General features: G+C 41.7%; 13 protein-coding genes, 1 tRNA gene and 1 CRISPR repeat array (1 of these 15 only partly in view). Of the genes, 6 read left to right on the top strand and 8 right to left on the bottom strand.

Going from position 1 to position 17,062, the window contains the following annotated elements; all coding sequences use genetic code 11:
- A CRISPR array of direct repeats spans window positions 1-2,033; the repeat unit is 30 nt; unit sequence CCACCAATCGCACCATGTAGGAATTGAAAT; it reaches 894 nt to the left of the window's first position.
- Window positions 2,034-2,203: 170 nt separating this feature from the next.
- The 5 genes from ACOFKR_RS08680 to ACOFKR_RS08660 form a co-directional block, all read right to left on the bottom strand.
- Window positions 2,204-2,926, bottom strand: coding sequence for an IS3 family transposase (locus ACOFKR_RS08680; RefSeq protein ID WP_419800407.1), 723 nt, complete (start codon window positions 2,924-2,926; stop codon window positions 2,204-2,206).
- Window positions 2,927-2,946: 20 nt separating this feature from the next.
- Window positions 2,947-3,213 (bottom strand): transposase, encoded by a 267-nt coding sequence (locus tag ACOFKR_RS08675; RefSeq protein WP_419800406.1) that lies wholly within the window; start codon window positions 3,211-3,213, stop codon window positions 2,947-2,949.
- A 60-nt stretch (window positions 3,214-3,273) separates the two neighbouring features.
- Window positions 3,274-3,594, bottom strand: a complete 321-nt coding sequence (locus ACOFKR_RS08670; protein WP_419800405.1) for an Arm DNA-binding domain-containing protein — start codon at window positions 3,592-3,594, stop codon at window positions 3,274-3,276.
- A 253-nt stretch (window positions 3,595-3,847) separates the two neighbouring features.
- Window positions 3,848-3,934, bottom strand: a tRNA-Ser gene (locus ACOFKR_RS08665).
- Between the two features lie 76 nt (window positions 3,935-4,010).
- On the bottom strand, window positions 4,011-6,077 hold the full coding sequence (locus ACOFKR_RS08660) for an HD family phosphohydrolase (protein WP_419800404.1): 2,067 nt from the start codon (window positions 6,075-6,077) through the stop codon (window positions 4,011-4,013).
- A 145-nt stretch (window positions 6,078-6,222) separates the two neighbouring features.
- Between ACOFKR_RS08660 and ACOFKR_RS08655 the strand changes: the two genes are divergently transcribed.
- The 4 genes from ACOFKR_RS08655 (at window position 6,223) to ruvB (ending at window position 10,678) form a co-directional block, all read left to right on the top strand.
- On the top strand, window positions 6,223-7,206 hold the full coding sequence (locus tag ACOFKR_RS08655) for a hypothetical protein (protein ID WP_419800403.1): 984 nt from the start codon (window positions 6,223-6,225) through the stop codon (window positions 7,204-7,206).
- A gap of 78 nt (window positions 7,207-7,284) precedes the next feature.
- Window positions 7,285-8,763, top strand: a complete 1,479-nt coding sequence (locus ACOFKR_RS08650; RefSeq protein WP_419800402.1) for a POT family MFS transporter — start codon at window positions 7,285-7,287, stop codon at window positions 8,761-8,763.
- Window positions 8,764-8,818: 55 nt separating this feature from the next.
- On the top strand, window positions 8,819-9,586 hold the full coding sequence (locus ACOFKR_RS08645) for a polyprenol monophosphomannose synthase (RefSeq protein WP_419800401.1): 768 nt from the start codon (window positions 8,819-8,821) through the stop codon (window positions 9,584-9,586).
- 69 nt (window positions 9,587-9,655) lie between these two features.
- The gene (gene ruvB, locus ACOFKR_RS08640) at window positions 9,656-10,678 is read left to right on the top strand and encodes a Holliday junction branch migration DNA helicase RuvB (RefSeq protein WP_419800400.1); all 1,023 of its coding nucleotides are present in this window, start codon (window positions 9,656-9,658) and stop codon (window positions 10,676-10,678) included.
- A gap of 45 nt (window positions 10,679-10,723) precedes the next feature.
- On the opposite strand, the gene ACOFKR_RS08635 is transcribed toward ruvB, so the two are convergent.
- On the bottom strand, window positions 10,724-11,284 hold the full coding sequence (locus ACOFKR_RS08635; protein WP_419800399.1) for a helix-turn-helix domain-containing protein: 561 nt from the start codon (window positions 11,282-11,284) through the stop codon (window positions 10,724-10,726).
- Window positions 11,285-11,296: 12 nt separating this feature from the next.
- On the bottom strand, window positions 11,297-11,536 hold the full coding sequence (locus tag ACOFKR_RS08630) for a hypothetical protein (RefSeq protein ID WP_419800398.1): 240 nt from the start codon (window positions 11,534-11,536) through the stop codon (window positions 11,297-11,299).
- A gap of 182 nt (window positions 11,537-11,718) precedes the next feature.
- Between ACOFKR_RS08630 and ACOFKR_RS08625 the strand changes: the two genes are divergently transcribed.
- Both ACOFKR_RS08625 and ade read left to right on the top strand, forming a co-directional pair.
- On the top strand, window positions 11,719-12,651 hold the full coding sequence (locus tag ACOFKR_RS08625) for a DnaJ C-terminal domain-containing protein (protein ID WP_419800397.1): 933 nt from the start codon (window positions 11,719-11,721) through the stop codon (window positions 12,649-12,651).
- 35 nt (window positions 12,652-12,686) lie between these two features.
- Window positions 12,687-14,330 (top strand): adenine deaminase, encoded by a 1,644-nt coding sequence (ade, locus tag ACOFKR_RS08620; protein ID WP_419800396.1) that lies wholly within the window; start codon window positions 12,687-12,689, stop codon window positions 14,328-14,330.
- A 67-nt stretch (window positions 14,331-14,397) separates the two neighbouring features.
- Here the strand turns inward: ade and ACOFKR_RS08615 are convergent, their stop codons facing one another.
- Complete coding sequence (locus ACOFKR_RS08615) at window positions 14,398-16,974, bottom strand: phosphoenolpyruvate carboxylase (protein WP_419800395.1); 2,577 nt, start codon at window positions 16,972-16,974, stop codon at window positions 14,398-14,400.
- Window positions 16,975-17,062 lie beyond the last annotated feature (88 nt).

Below are 17,062 nucleotides of genomic sequence, written 5' to 3'. Positions count from 1 at the left end.
CGATTGCTTCTGCCTTCAACTACTTTATAACCCCACCAATCGCACCATGTAGGAATTGAAATTTAATCATTTTTACTAAAGACTAATAAATGGAACCCCACCAATCGCACCATGTAGGAATTGAAATACAATAAAGGGTTCGCGGCTTGTGGGTATTCAGAGCCCACCAATCGCACCATGTAGGAATTGAAATTTAATAGAAGTTTAGGTAATTTCAGAGATCAGGTCCACCAATCGCACCATGTAGGAATTGAAATTACATTGAGCAGAATGTAGATAAATACGGCTATCGCCACCAATCGCACCATGTAGGAATTGAAATCTTAACCCCTTTGGTTACACTAATGGAGTTACTATTCCACCAATCGCACCATGTAGGAATTGAAATTGCGAACAAATGGAGACATTACAATGGTCTATTGTGACCACCAATCGCACCATGTAGGAATTGAAATCCAGTTTAAAGCTGGTGATCAGCGAACTGTCCACCCCACCAATCGCACCATGTAGGAATTGAAATAGGTCTATACCCTTGCCGAAACGCCTCACTTTAAAAACCACCAATCGCACCATGTAGGAATTGAAATTGTTTAATTATAAATTACACTACCCGGCACAAACCCCACCAATCGCACCATGTAGGAATTGAAATTTTCCCGCCATCCGCACATCTGGAAACAGGTTGCCCACCACCAATCGCACCATGTAGGAATTGAAATTCGATGAGATCAAATCAGATCTTATTTTAAATAGCCACCACCAATCGCACCATGTAGGAATTGAAATTTGGCATTGTAAGCCAGGCTGACCGGTGCTTTAAACCACCAATCGCACCATGTAGGAATTGAAATCGGATAAAACCACCGGGGAAAAACTTTATTCCGACCACCAATCGCACCATGTAGGAATTGAAATGATTATACTATTACAAAAACAGGCGTAATCATTACAGCCACCAATCGCACCATGTAGGAATTGAAATCTTAAAAACACCTGATAAAAGAAGTATCTACCAGTACCACCAATCGCACCATGTAGGAATTGAAATTTTTGTCGGCCAAGATGCTGTTTTTACCACGTGTTTCCACCAATCGCACCATGTAGGAATTGAAATTACAACTGCTTTGGCAAACCATGTATAGCCAGCAACCACCAATCGCACCATGTAGGAATTGAAATATTCGATCAGTTTTGCCGCATAGGCAGGATCTGTCCACCAATCGCACCATGTAGGAATTGAAATGCGATTTGTTTAACATAGCATAGGTAGAGGTATGGCCACCAATCGCACCATGTAGGAATTGAAATACAACTACATCCGGGTTTGGCGGTTGCACTACAAACCACCAATCGCACCATGTAGGAATTGAAATGCGATTTGTTTAACATAGCATAGGTAGAGGTATGGCCACCAATCGCACCATGTAGGAATTGAAATACAATTTTCTTAAACTGGCTATTGCACCGCCATTTCCACCAATCGCACCATGTAGGAATTGAAATCTGCAGTATCGGCCACTGGTGCTGTCACCTTAGCGTCCACCAATCGCACCATGTAGGAATTGAAATTTGTTGCTGGTTGCGTAAATGGCGGCATTAGCAAGCCACCAATCGGACCATGTAGGAATTGAAATGCAATTTTGTTACCGTGCAACGCAGTGTTGTTGCCGGCCACCAATCGCACCATGTAGGAATTGAAATGCAATTTTGTTACCGTGCAACGCAGTGTTGTTGCCGGCCACCAATCGCACCATGTAGGAATTGAAATAACTTTAACAAAAAGTATTGGCGTTTTTGCTTACAACCACCAATCGCACCATGTAGGAATTGAAATAAGTTATATTCCTGGTTTTTGCCAAAGGCAGCGCAACCCACCAATCGCACCATGTAGGAATTGAAATTTAAAAGTAAGCACTAACACAGCAGGCTCCGCAAAAACCACCAATCGCACCATGTAGGAATTGAAATAATGAAACCAACCAACCCGCCCCCGAACACTACGCCCACCAATCGCACCATGTAGGAATTGAAATTCCGAAGAAAACGAAAAGCTTTTCCAGCTTTTTAAACCACGTGTAACCCTCCCTTATTTCGGACAGGTATTTAAAGGACTAATTTATTTCAATTTATGTTTAAGTTGTTTAATCTGTTTAGAATAATCGGGTGTTAATCCGCCTAATGCTTCATGAGGCCTTTTGTAATTTTAATCTTCCATCCATTCATCGGCTAATTGCTGTACTTGGTTAATGTCTTCAAAGAGATAAGCATCCAGTATATTTTCCCTAAAAGTCCGGTTGAACCTTTCAATATAACCATTCTGCATCGGTTTTCCAGGCTGGGTATGTCTGATTGTAATTCCCTTTTGCGTACACCAATCCTTGAATTCTTTACTGATAAACTCCGGCCCGTTATCTACCCTGATGCATTTCGGTTTACCTTTTTCTTTGATAGCATATTCCAATATTTGTGTTACCCGGATAGCAGGCAGTGAATGCGCTGCTTCTACGGTAATAGCCTGCCGGTTATAATCATCTATCACGTTCAGCGTCCGGAACTTCCTTTTGTTCACCAGTACATCGCTCATAAAATCTACAGACCACATTTCACCAGCACGTTCAGGTACTGCAAGTGGTACTTTTACCCTGGCCGGTACACGTCTTTTTGTTCTTTTGCGCCTGTTCATGCCCAGCAGCAGGTAAACCCGGCGCACCCGTTTGTAATTCCACAAAAAGCCCTGCTGACGGATCCGGCTGTAATACAGGTCCTGGCCTTCGGTTGGATGCTTTTCTGAAAGCTCCAAGAGTTTGCCGATCGTCTCTGAATCATCCCGCGTGTTTTTGTAATAATACATGGATTTAGACAAATTAATTGCCTTACAAGCCCTGCTGATACTTACCTGATGGCATTCCATCAAATAAGTAACCATGTCTTTTCGCTGGCAGGGCTTTAGAACTTTTTTCCCAGAACGTCCTTTAGCATTTTGTTATCCAGCGCCAATTCGGCGTACATGTGTTTCAGCCGGCGGTTCTCTTCCTCCAATTCCTTTAACCGTTTCAGTTCCTGGCTGTCCATACCGGCATATTTCTTTCGCCAGTTATAAAAGGTGGATTTATGGATGCCTAACTCCCGGCAGATCTGCCCGTGGTCTCTACCGCCTTCGTACTCCTTGAGTGCTTTAACGATCTGCGCTTCGCTAATAATTGATTTCTTCATCTTCTGACTGTTAAATTTAAAGACTTTTCGCCTTTCAAACAGTCCGAATTTTAGAAGGGGTTACAGTTCTTCGGCCCCGGAAAGCAATTTTACTATAGCTAAAGCGGTAACCACTTTGCCCCGGTCGATCAGATGTTTCCGGGCATCGTAGGCTTTGTTCTGTAAAACGTCGAGATACTCGTTAAGTATTTTAACATCTTCTTTGTTGCTGTTTGCACGATTTCCTTTTGAATTCCATCTCGACGGTTCCCAGGAGCGTTTAACAGAAAGGTCTTTACTTACACCATCAACGGTTATCTTAAAGTAGATATACACTGGTCCGCCCTGATAATTCCTTGGCCGTCTTAAATAAAACATCAAGCCTAAACTTTTTTCCAACATGTCGAAATTCTTTAGTGAATAAATGTCGAAATTCAGAGGTAAAAGTCAATATGTTCATCGTTTGAACATCTGAAAAGCTTGTAAATCAGCTAATTAAGCCGTTTTCGTTACGCCTTTTTTTGGTTGGAAAAAGACGTAACGAATGTCGCTCATTTTTTTGCGATTTCCTGTATATTTTGACGATCTCATGGTAACAAAAAAGCCTGTAAATATATGATTTACAGGCTTTTGATGTTTTTGACTGAGTAATCAGCGGTGAGGGAGGGATTCGAACCCTCGGTACAGTTTCCCGTACGTCAGTTTAGCAAACTGATCCTTTCGGCCTCTCAGGCACCTCACCAGTGTCTCCTCGTTTAACTTTGCTTTTTTTAAGGAGTGCAAATATAGCAATTCAGCTTCCGCAGCAAAAAAAATTATCAATAATCAATGCGCACATGATAAATGCCCATCAGCATCTTTTTAAAGATCGATTTTACAGTTTCAATTTCCTTTAAAGTGATATTGCTGTTTTTAAGCTGACCTTGCTCCAGTTTATAGTTTACCAGCTTATCAACCAGGTTATTGATCGAGGTAAAGTTTGGTTCCTTCAATGCCCTGGAAGCTGCTTCAACCGAATCTGCCAGCATTAAAACACCGGTTTCTTTGGAAAAAGGGATCGGCCCCGGATATCGGAAAGTGTTTTCATCCACAATTTTTTCGGGGAAATTTTTTAAAAAAGACTGGTAAAAATAGTCCACCCGCGTATTACCGTGATGTGTCCGGATGAAATCGACGATAATTTCGGGCAGATTTTTTTTCCGTGCCAGCTCTACCCCTTTTTGTACATGACGGATAATTACACGGGCACTTTCTTCGTACGACAGCTTATCATGCGGGTTAAAACCCTGTGTTTGGTTTTCGATAAAATACTGTGGGTTTTCCATTTTGCCAATATCGTGGTACAAGGCGCCTGCCCGCACCAGCAAAGCATTGCCGCCAATGGTATAAATAGCGGTTTCGGCCAGATTGGCAACCTGCAAAGAATGCTGAAAAGTGCCCGGCGCGTTAAATGCCAGATCGCGCAGGATCGAAGAATTGGTATTGGTCAACTCGATTAAAGTGATATCCGAAGTGATGCCAAAAACCTTTTCAAAAGCATAAATCAGCGGATAAGCCAGCAAGGTTAAAGAAACACTTACGATAAACGGTAGAAAATCATTCCAGTCGATGGCACGAAAACTGCCTTCCCTGATGAAAGAAATCCCCAGAAAAGAAACTAAATAACAGCTTAAAATCAGCAGGGCCGAAATTAAAAACTGTTCCCTGCGGATCAGGTTTTTGATACTATAAATGGAAACCATGCCGGCCGTAAGTTCATAAAAAGCAAACTCAAAACTGTTCGGCACAAAAAAACCGGCAATTAAAACCACGAGCAAATGAATGTTGAGGGCAAGCCTGGTATCAAATAATATCCGGATGATAATCGGGACAATACAATACGGTATATAATACAGGTTTGGCATCTGAAAAAGTATGGCCCAGGATAAGGTGACCAGCATAGAAGTGATCACCAGTAAAATCAACCCAACCAAACGATTATCGTTATAAATATCCCTTCTGAACAAAAAAAGAAAAATCACCAACAGCGAAACCACCAAAAAAACCAGTAAAAACTGCCCCAGCAAAACCATTCTTCTATCACCGGTTACGTGGGCATTATCTTCAAAAGCTTTTTTAAAGGATTCTAATTTTTGAAAAACATCCTGGTTGATCACCGAACCTTTGGCCACAATCAGTTCCCCTTTTTGCACCATGCCCCGCGTTTGCGATATCCCTTCAACAGTTTCACTTTCCAGCTGCCGGGTTAAGGGTTGATCATAACTTACATTATATTGAATATGATCCTGCAACAAGCTGATTAAAAAGGATTTATCAATACCGGGCTGCTTGCTTAAAAACTGATCGCAATAATTTAAAGCCCGCTCTTTGGTGAATAGTGCAGCAGTATTGGTGTTTGTAGCAATTTTATTTTGCAGGACGGTGATATCATAATTTTCTGCCGAATCCTGAAATTTTTTGTTCAGCGCAACCACACCTTTTTTATAAACAGTTGCTAAAAGGTTGAGGCCAAGTTTCAGGTAAGTTTCTTTTTGCCGTTCGTTCAGGCTGTCGTTGTGCCATTTGATTTCAAAATCGTTCTTAAAATTATCGGTTTCTTGTTGCTCTGTTTGCGGTCCGAGTTGATATATCGGGCTAATACTGCGCAAAGCTGATTCTTTGTCCACATCCAGCTCGGCATTGGTTTTTAAGATGGCGAAATTGTAAGGCGAAATTAAATCTTTTTGGTTCCAGATGCGACCTTTCCCATATTCGTAACGAAACTTGGCCTGTTTGGGCAGGGTAAAAATAATCACAACAACTGCCATGAACATCATCAAAAACTTGATGTTCATGGCAAACTTACGCATTAAAGCTTTTTGCCGGGATGAGTTTAAAATTGCCATCAAAAATAGTTAACCGGCCAAATTTAGGCTTTTTTCTCTTTCATCTGTTTTTCATGTTTGCAATTCAACCTTCAGCCCAAAAAATACCCTGTAAAAACAGCATCTGCAACACCTTAATAAATAAAACTGCGTTTAAGATAATCAAATGTTTATTTTGCAGCTGATGAATCGCGCTACCTGTAGAAAATTTCAATATGTTTTATTGCTGCTTTTTTCTTTGCCGAGCTTGTCTGGTTTTGCACAATTACCATCAGCTGATCAGACGAAACTCAAGCTTTACGAAGATAGCCTCAAAACCTTGGGTAACAATGTGATAAATAATGAGAATGACCTTGAAAGGAAAAATTCCAATTATCAATTTATCAGGACTTTTGTCAACGCTTTAAAAATCCCGGGTTCTTACCATTACAAATTTGACTCGGTAAAAACAGTATCAAAACTGTACGCGCCTGATAACCAGTTCCGCATTTTTACCTGGCACGTGATGAACGAAGATGGCAGTTACCGGTATTACGGAACTATTCAGTTAAATACCAACGGTGCTTTAAAAATGTTCCCGCTAACGGATTTCACGCCGTTCATCAAAAACCCGGAAGATTCTGTTTTTACAGCACAAAAATGGCTGGGCGCGCAATATTATAAAATTATCAAAACCGGAACAGAAAAACCGTATTATGTTTTGCTCGGTTGGAAAGGAAACACGGTAAAAACCACCAAAAAAGTAATTGAGGTTTTATCCTTTAAAAACAACGCGCCTGTTTTTGGTTTGCCTGTTTTTGATGAAAATGCCAGAAGCCGTGACCGGATCGTGTTTGAATATAGCCGACAGGCATCGATGTTGCTGCGTTTTGTGCCGGATCGGGATTTGATTGTGTTCGATCACCTTGCCCCGCCTGATCCGAAAATAAAAACTGATTATAGTGTTTACGGTCCGGATTTAACTTATGACGGTTACCAACTCAAAAACAACCGCTGGAAATTTGTGCAAAACCTGGATATGCGCAACATTCCCGAAGAGCGCGATGCAACTTATATTGACCCGAAAAAGCAGCGTACAGATTCTATAGAAAATATTAGGAAACAGTCAACTCCTTCATTCCCAACCAAAAAAAATTATAAAAAAAGTTAGTTATATTGTTTTTGGGATCAGAAAGCTGTTTTTATCAGTAAAATTTCTTTAATTTAAACAAAAAATATAAGCTAAAGCATGGCGAACAGTACGTTGAAACCAAATGTTGCTTCTTTTGGATCAGATAATTCATATCCTAAAAGTATACCTTACATTATCGGAAACGAAGCCGCAGAACGTTTCAGTTTTTACGGGATGCGTTCTATACTGGCTACTTTTTTGGTTGCACAATTTTTTAACCCCACAAACAATCCGGCTTTACAAACTATAGCAGAAGCAAAAGCAAATGAAAGCACGCATTTTTTTGTTTCCCTTGCCTACGCACTTCCATTTGTTGGGGCAATCGTGGCAGATTGGTTTACCGGAAAATATAAAATCATTTTGTGGGTATCGGTCATTTACTGTTTTGGGCACTTGTTTTTGGCTCTGTTTGATACTAATTTAGAAGGTTTTCGATATGGTTTGATCCTGATTGCCATTGGTGCTGGCGGTATTAAATCTTGTGTTTCGGCAAATGTTGGCGATCAGTTTGGCCAAAACAATCAGCACTTAATGTCAAAAGTTTATGGATGGTTCTACTTTAGCATCAACGCCGGCTCTGTTGTTTCTACTATTTTGATCCCATATACTTATGCAAACTTCGGTCCTAAATGGGCGTTTGGGATTCCGGGTATTTTGATGGCTTTGGCCACAGTTATTTTTTTCTCGGGCCGAAAAAAATATGTGCGCGTCCCTCCTTCGGGCATTAAAAAAGACAATTTTGTTTTCATCTCTTTGTATGCTTTGTTTAATGCAGGAAAAAAGAAAAAAGGGGAATCTCTGCTGGACGTGGCTAAACAAAAATTTCGTCCGGAAAAAGTAGAAGGTATCAAAGCTGTTTATCGAGTAATGGCCGTGTTTGCTTTTGTGCCGATTTTCTGGGCCATGTGGGATCAGAACTTATCAGAATGGGTTTTACAGGCACAAAAGTTAGATCGTCATATATTAGGTCTTAACTTATTACCAGAGCAAGTACAAACGGTAAACCCGATCTTCCTGTTGCTGTTTATACCAATTTTTACTTATGGGATATATCCTTTTTTTGAAAATACTTTGGGTATAAAAACCACCCCTTTGCGCCGGATTGGTGCTGGCCTGGCACTTACCGGCCTGTCTTTTGTGATTATCGCGTTACTACAAACCGAAATAGATCACGGAGCGCATCCGTCAGTCTGGTGGCAAATTTTGGCGTATGTAATCTTATCAGCAGGCGAAGTTTTGGTTTCGATCACCGGTTTGGAATATGCTTATACACAGTCGCCAAAATCAATGAAAAGTACAATGAGCGCAATATGGCTTCTTACAGTTGCCATCGGCAATGTTTTTACGGCATTCGTAAACAGCAGTATTTCAAACAAAGGTTTTTTCTCAAGGTTTGAAGGGGCAAATTATTTTTGGTTATTTGTAGGGATCATGGCTGCTTTTTTAATAGTTTATCTATTTGTTTCACCAAGGTTAAAAGAAAGAAGTTATATAACTGAACCTGAAGAAGTTATGGCAGAAACAAATATGCCTTAAAAGAAGTATCATTTTTATTATATATCAGTTGTTTATAATTTTTAAAATAATTTAAGTGCCCGATAGCCTGGTTATCATACCAACATACAACGAAAAAGAAAACATCGAACGCATTTTGCACAAAGTGTTTTCTATTATGCACGATTTCCATGTGCTGGTGATCGATGATGGTTCTCCGGATGGCACGGCAGCAATCATCCGAACGCTGCAAAGCTTCTATCCGGAAACACTTTTTTTGCATGAGCGCGCCGGGAAACAAGGTTTGGGCACTGCTTACATTTTCGGTTTTAAATGGGCAACCGATCGGCATTATGATTTTATTTATGAGATGGACGCCGATTTTTCACACAACCCGGATGATCTTTTGCGCTTGCGCCAGGCTTGTGTTGACGGTGCGGATGTTGCTGTCGGTTCGCGCTATATTAATGGTGTCAACGTAATCAACTGGCCCATGAGCCGCGTAATGATGAGTTATTTTGCTTCAGTTTATGTACGCTTTGTAACCGGTATTGATGTGCAGGACGCCACCGCCGGCTTTAAATGCTACCGCCGGAAAGTTTTAGAAACCATTCCGCTCAATAAAATCCAGTTTGTAGGTTATGCTTTCCAGATTGAGATGAAGTTTACGGCCATTAAATTCGGTTTTAAAGTGGTTGAAGTACCAATCATTTTTACCGATCGCCGGCACGGGGCTTCAAAAATGTCAACCAAAATTTTTCATGAAGCGTTTTTAGGCGTGATCAAAATGAAAACCAATAGCTGGTTCCGCAAATATCCGAAACAGATCGCTTCAAAATACCATGATGTTTTGGAAAACAGTTAAGGTGATTATCTGTGCGATTAAAATTGTTTTATAACATTTCCCCGTTGAAAAATACTAATTTTGTTGGGAATGAATAAAAACCTCGACCCAAACCCGGAGCATTTATCTTCTGTTGAACAAGAGATTGAAAAAGTATTACGTCCGCAGGTTTTTGAAGATTTTACCGGCCAGGAAAAAATCCTGGAAAACCTCCGCGTATTTGTAAAAGCAGCCCGGCTGCGTGGCGAAGCGTTAGACCATGTGTTGTTGCACGGGCCTCCGGGATTGGGCAAAACCACACTTTCGCACATTATTGCCAACGAAATGGGTGCCGGGATCAAAATCACTTCCGGGCCGGTTTTAGATAAGCCCGGCGATCTGGCTGGTTTGCTCACCAACCTGGAATCAGGCGATATTTTATTTATTGATGAAATCCATCGGTTAAGTCCGCTTGTTGAAGAATATTTGTACTCAGCAATGGAAGATTATAAAATCGACATCATGCTGGAAACCGGGCCAAACGCGCGTTCGGTACAAATCTCCCTGAACCCTTTTACCCTTATTGGCGCCACTACACGTTCCGGTTTGCTTACTGCTCCTTTGCGTGCCCGTTTTGGGATTAATTCCCGTTTGCAGTATTATGATGCCAAATTGTTAACTACGATAGTGCTTCGATCTGCAGCGATTTTAAAAACGCCGATTGCCGAAGAAGGTGCCTATGAAATTGCCCGACGCAGCCGTGGTACGCCACGTATTGCCAATGCTTTGCTCCGCAGGACCCGCGATTTTGCGCAGATTAAAGGCAACGGCAGCATTGATGTGCCGATTGCGAAATACGCGCTGAATGCATTAAATGTAGATGAACACGGTTTGGACGAAATGGACAATAAAATCTTATCTACCATTATTGATAAATTTAAAGGCGGACCGGTTGGCCTGAAAACTATTGCCACAGCCGTAAGCGAAGAAGAAGGTACGATTGAAGAAGTTTATGAACCTTTTTTAATCCAGGAAGGTTACCTGATGCGTACTTCCCGCGGACGCGAGTGTACCGAAACGGCTTATAAACATTTGGGGCGGATCAAAAGTAACGGCGGCCCAACATTATTCTGAAAAATAGCTGCTAAAAGAAGCATGCTTCTTTTAGCAGCTTAAAAATCAAATCTGGTCCAAAGCTTTTCTTCCTGTTTTTTCAATTCGATATTGTGAAGGCGAAAAACCGGTCATTTTCTTAAATTGGGTTGATAAATGCGCACTGCTGCTGTAACCCATTTTGAAAGCGATTTCATTCAGGTTCAGATCGCCGTACTCCATCAGCTCTTTGATTTTTTCTACTTTTTGCCGGAAGATGTAGTGCTCAATCGTGTTATCCTCCTGTTCAGAAAAAAGATTGCTCAAATAGCTATATGTTTTTTGCAGTTTTTCTGAAAGTAACGTAGAAAAGTTAACGTTCAGTTCGCTCATGTCCGAGTGCTGAACGGTTTCAATGATGATGTTTTTGATCTGTTCGATAAGTCTTGCTTTATAATCATCAATCAATTCAAAACCAACCACTTTAAAAGCAGAAGCAATGGCAATCAATTGGTCAGGATCAGGGTCGGGCTCCGCTTCAACCCAACCCAAACCGATTGCTTTTACGTTGAAATTTAAGGCTTGCAACTGTTGCCTCACTACCAACAGGCAACGATCGCAAACCATGTTTTTTACAGCTAATTTCATCAGGAAGTTGCACTAATCCTCAGTGGAATTGCCACCCTGATTATTTGTGTGGACTTTCTTTCCATCTTCCCCGCCGGTTTCATCCTGCGAACTTTTGCCTGTTCTTTGATATTCGTACTGATCGCCGCTGGTATGGTTTTCTTCGTTTTCACCAACACCAATCGGCCGGTCGGTTTTTGAAGTGCTTTCGTGCGTATCGTTTGTGTTGGTTTGCTGCTGCTGGTTTAGCGGTGTTGAATCCTGGTTTGACATGGTTATCGTTTTTTTTTCCGGAAGCACAATGCTTCTTTTACAGGGGTAAAACTACGGATTGCCGGAAATGTTTAGCAGCCCGAAGCTACATTTGCAAATCAAGATAAATCACGCTCAAAACAATAATGGTTTTAAGGTTTTGTTTAATTTTGAATTCAACCAAAACTGGAACATCGATAAAAATGGAATATAAAGATTATTATAAAATTTTAGGCGTAAGCAAAACGGCCTCGCAGGATGAAATTAAAAAAGCTTACCGCAAACTGGCCGTAAAATATCACCCCGATAAAAACGCTGGTGATAAGGTGGCCGAAAACAAATTTAAGGAGGCAAACGAAGCAAATGAAGTTTTGAGCAAGCCGGATAAACGCAAACAGTACGATGAGTTGGGCGAAAACTGGCAAAGCTACCAGCAGGCGGGCGGTTATGCCAACCAGGGCGGCGGCAGGCCGGGCGGCAGCAGGCAGCAACGTGGCGGCGGCGGTTTTTCTACCGAGGATTTTTACGGCGGCGGTGGTCAGTTTTCAGATTTTTTTGAGAATATTTTTGGCGGAGGCTCTCCGGGTGGCGGCAGAAGCGGCAGGCGTGCATCAACAGGTGAAGATTTGCAGGCAGAAATGCACATCACGCTGGAAGAAGCTTTTCATGGTGCATCGCGGCAGGTAACCATTGGCGAGACAAAAGTGAACATGAAGCTGAAAGCAGGCGTTAGCGAAGGCCAGGTTTTGCGTTTAAAAGGTAAAGGCGAGGCTGGCCGTGGCGGCGGTGCCAACGGCGATTTGCTGATTACGATGCACATTTTGCCTAATGCCAAGTTTGAGCGTAAAGAAAATGATTTGTATTTCGATCAGCCGGTTGATGTTTACACGGCTGTTTTAGGGGGGAAAATTGCCGTGCAAAGCATTAGCAAAACGGTGAACATGACCATTGCCGCCGGAACAGACAGCAACAAAATATTACGGCTGAAAGGTTTAGGGATGCCGCATTACAAAACCCCCGAAACTTTTGGCGATGCTTATGTGCGGGTGGTTATCCAAACGCCAAAAAACTTGTCCGGACAGGAAAAAGCACTTTTTGAACAGCTTTCCGGTTTGAGGACTTCGGCCACATCGTAATTCTATCCTAAATTTTTGTTTAATAATTGCGATAAATGCACTTTACCATAACTGCCCGGCTTGTTGATATTGCTACTGAACAAATATATCCGGTTGAACTAACAGTTGACCACGGGCTGATCCAATCCATCAAAAAAGTATCGGTAAAAGAAGCATCGGCCCTGCCCTTTTTAACGCCGGGTTTTGTAGATGCGCATGTGCATATTGAAAGTTCGATGCTGGTGCCTTCAGAATTTGCACGGCTGGCCGTAGTCCATGGCACGGTTGGCACGGTGAGCGATCCGCATGAAATTGCCAACGTTTGCGGTTTGGCCGGTGTATGGTTTATGATAGAAAATGGCCATTCCGTTCCTTTTAAATTTAATTTTGGTGCGCCAAGCTGCGTACCGGCCACTGTTTTTGAAACGGCCGGTGCAGTTTTAAATGCGGCTGATGTGGATTTGCTTTTGGCCCGCAAAGAAATCAAATATTTAAGTGAAATGATGAATTTTCCGGGCGTTTTGAACCAGGACCCGGAAGTAATGGCAAAAATCACTTCAGCCCAAAAACACCAAAAACCGGTTGACGGACATGCGCCCGGTTTGCGCGGGGATTTGGCTGCACAATATATTTCGGCAGGCATCAGCACTGATCATGAATGCTTTACGGCGGAAGAAGCGTTGGAAAAGCTTCTTTTAGGTATGAAAATTTTGATCCGCGAAGGCAGTGCCGCCAAAAATTTTGAGGCTTTGGTTGGGTTGATGAATGATTACTCTGGCCAGATGATGTTCTGCAGCGATGACAAGCACCCGAACAGTTTGGTTTCCGGCCATATCAATCAGCTTTGTGCGCGTGCCGTTGCCGCTGGGGTTGCTGTTTTTAAGGTGCTAAAAACAGCATGTATCAACCCGGTTTTGCATTATGGTTTGGAAATTGGTATGCTTAAAATCGGTGATCCGGCAGATTTTATTTTGCTGGAAGATTTGCAGGATTTCAAGGTGCTTCAAACTTATATCAATGGAGAACTGGTTGCCGCGAACGGTGAAACCAGGATTAAAAGTCAGCCGGTTGATCCTATCAACAATTTTTCCTGCCTAAAAACAGTATCAGAAGATTTTGCTTTTCCGGCGGCCATTTCATCCGCAGAAAAACAAAAAGTTTTAGTGATCGAAGCTTTGGACGGACAATTGATCACCAACAAATTTAAAACAGAACTAATTGTAAAACAAGGTTTTATCCAACCGGACTTAAAGAAAGACATTTTGAAAATTTGTGTGGTAAACCGTTACCGGCAGGCACCTGTAGCAAAAGGGTTTATCAAAAATTTTGGGTTGAAAAGCGGTGCACTGGCTTCTTCCGTAGCGCACGACAGCCATAATATTGTGGTAGTTGGTGCAGATGATGAAAGCATCTGTAAAGCGGTAAACATGATTATTTCAACACAAGGCGGGATTAGCTGTGCCGGTTCTGATTTTGAAGAAATTTTGCCGCTGCCGGTTGCCGGTTTAATGAGCGTGAACGATGGTTATCAGGTAGCCGAAGCTTATACCGGTATTGATGCACGGGCCAAACAGATCGGTTCAAAACTATCTGCCCCTTTCATGACGCTGAGTTTTATGGCTTTACTGGTTATCCCTCACCTAAAACTAAGCGATTTAGGTTTGTTTGACGGTGACAAATTTGAACTGCTTGAAGCCTGAAATTATACCGGTAAAAGAAGCATCTGCAGAGGTAAAATTCAGCAAATGCCCCTTTCCTACATTTTGTCTAAGCCAGATTTCTTCCGGCATTTACAATTCCGTAAACCGTACGGACCACTAATTTATGGTACAAATTGGTTGCTTCCTCATTCAAATCCTGACTATACAACTGCTGCAAAGCATAATGCTGAATCACGACCAGCGGCAAAATAATTTTTTCGCGCAGTGCGATGGATTGCCGCTCTACCGGCGCTTCTTCCATTAAAACTTTGGTGTCTGATAATTTCAGAAGCAAAGCATTGGTCAGTTCATATTCGTTTTTCAAAATTGTCCAGAATTCGCCATATTTCGGGTCATTGGCCAGATTTGCCGTTATATTGAAGTTAGATTTCGACATCGACATCATACAATTATCAATAATCGTTTTGAAAAAGCTGGACTGGCGGTATAAATTTTTTAAATCTTCCCATTTGCCATCTTCTTCCGTTTTTTTCAACGCTGTCCCTACACCGTAAAACCCGGGGATATTTTGTTTCAGCTGGCTCCAGGCAGTCACAAAACTTATGGCACGCAAATCTTCCAGCTTGAGTTCTGCGCCAGAATTACGTTTGACCGGCCGACTGCTGATATTGATTTCGGACAATAATTTTAAAGGGCTTAAATGTTCCAGATAAGGTAAAAACAATGGATTTCCACGTAACTTCATGAAAGACTGATAACTTACTGCCGCCATATCATCAATCAGTTTACGGCCTTTTTCATTTACTGTATCACCGCTTTGCTGGTTTAGGGCAGATACAATTCCGGCATTAATCAACTGTTCCATGTTAAAACGGGCACTGTCGATCGAGCCATATTGGGTGCTGATGGTTTGGCCTTGAATTGTTAATTGGATATAATCATTGGCAATTTCGTGCCCCATAGAAGCATAAAAACGATGTGTTTTGCCGCCGCCGCGTGCTGGCGGGCCGCCGCGTCCGTCAAAAAATGCCAGATCAATACCGTACTTTCTGGATATTGCCGTCAGCTCTACTTTTGCTTTGTAGATAGACCAGTTGGCCATCAGATAACCGCCATCTTTGGTACTGTCGGAAAAGCCAAGCATAATCGTTTGCCGGTTGTTTCTCTTTTGCAGATGTGCGGTGTAAAACGGACTGGTGTACAGCTTCTCCATAACTTCTCCGGCTTCTTTCAAGTCATTCACCGTTTCAAAAAGTGGTACAAAATCAATAGTCAGGTTTTCCGCTTTCCAGCCGCTCCACAAAAACAAGTTCATCAATTGTAAAATGTCCGAAGCCTGCTGACAGTTGCTGATGATAAAACGATGGCAGGCTTTCATGCCGTTCGTTTCCTGGATTTCTTTGATATAGCGGATAGTATTTAGCGTGTCTTTTACCATGTCGTCAGCCAAATCCGGTGTATAAAAATCAGCCTCAACAAACCGGATGTTACGCAGTTTTTCTTCTTCCGTTTGATCTGCGTAATCGTTTGGCAATCTATGCCTTATCGGCGTTTCACTCAAGCAATACTGATGTGTTTTCCGTAAAATGCGGCTATCCTGCCGGATGTCCAGCGTAGCAAAATAACTGCCGAAAAGCTTCACTTTCCTAATCAGGTCATCAATCAGGTTAATAAACAAACTATCATGATCGCGCTGTAAAACCACTTTAATGGCTTCAAGATTTTCTAAAATAATAGCAGATTGATTGTTGGCCTGCAAATCTTCTGGCTTGGTTTGTTTGTTAAACTGCTTCTCCAACTCGGCCATATATTGCTCTACACCTCTAAAAGTCAGTCGTTTACGTAAGTTTTTATAATCGCGCGCGTAGCATCGGTAAATCACTTTCCGCAGCAATTCGGTTACGGCCTGGGTTGATTTCAGGTTAACGTTCGGGTTACCGTCACGGTCTCCTCCCGGCCAAAAACCCAGTTCGATGGTTTGATGTTCATCTTCCGCTAAAAAATCAAATTCGGTATCCAGTTTTTCCTTGATAGAAGAAGCAGATTGATAAAACACGTTTTCCAGAAACCAGGCCAGCGAAACCGCTTCATCTACCGGGGTTGGTTTTTGCTTGTTCAGGAAAGGTGTTTTGCCTAATTGCTGCAACAAAAGGTAAATCTCATTGATGTCATTTACTTTTAAAGCTTCTGTTAATTCGGTAATAATCCCCAAAACGCTACCCGGATAAAACTGAGTTGGGTGTGCCGTTAAAACCAAACGCAGGGAAAACTTTTGCAAAGCTTCCCGGATTTTTGCATGGTTTTCCGGCTGATTGTTTACCTGCTGTAACAGCACCTGCAAAGAGCTGCTATCATCTGTGGTTTCTAATTTTGAAAAAGCGGAATCTTCAATCGCATCAAACAAAACCACTTGACGCTCAATGTATTGTATAAACCGAAACAATAAATGGAAGCGGTCTGTATCTTTGATATACTGCTGGTATTTAGTGAAAAAGCTTTCTATAATTTCTACCGGGGAAATTTGTTGGCCGATACCTTCCTCTACATGCGATTTGAAGAAGGGAAGCAACGTACCGGTAGATTTTACCTGATAAAACGGAAGTGTTAAAAACAAACTGTTGTACAAATCAAACCTGGTAACTACCTCATTGTTAAATACAAATTCTTTCTGACTGATTTTCATGCAATTTTGTTAACATTATCTTGGGCAAAATAAAGATTTAATAACATTGTTGTATATTTTTTATCAAATTTTTATCGATAAAAGAAGC

The organism is Mucilaginibacter sp., assembly GCF_965201005.1.
Taxonomy (GTDB): domain Bacteria; phylum Bacteroidota; class Bacteroidia; order Sphingobacteriales; family Sphingobacteriaceae; genus Mucilaginibacter_A.
Note: the sequence above shows the minus strand (reverse complement) of the source record. Positions and strands in the feature narration are given on the sequence as shown.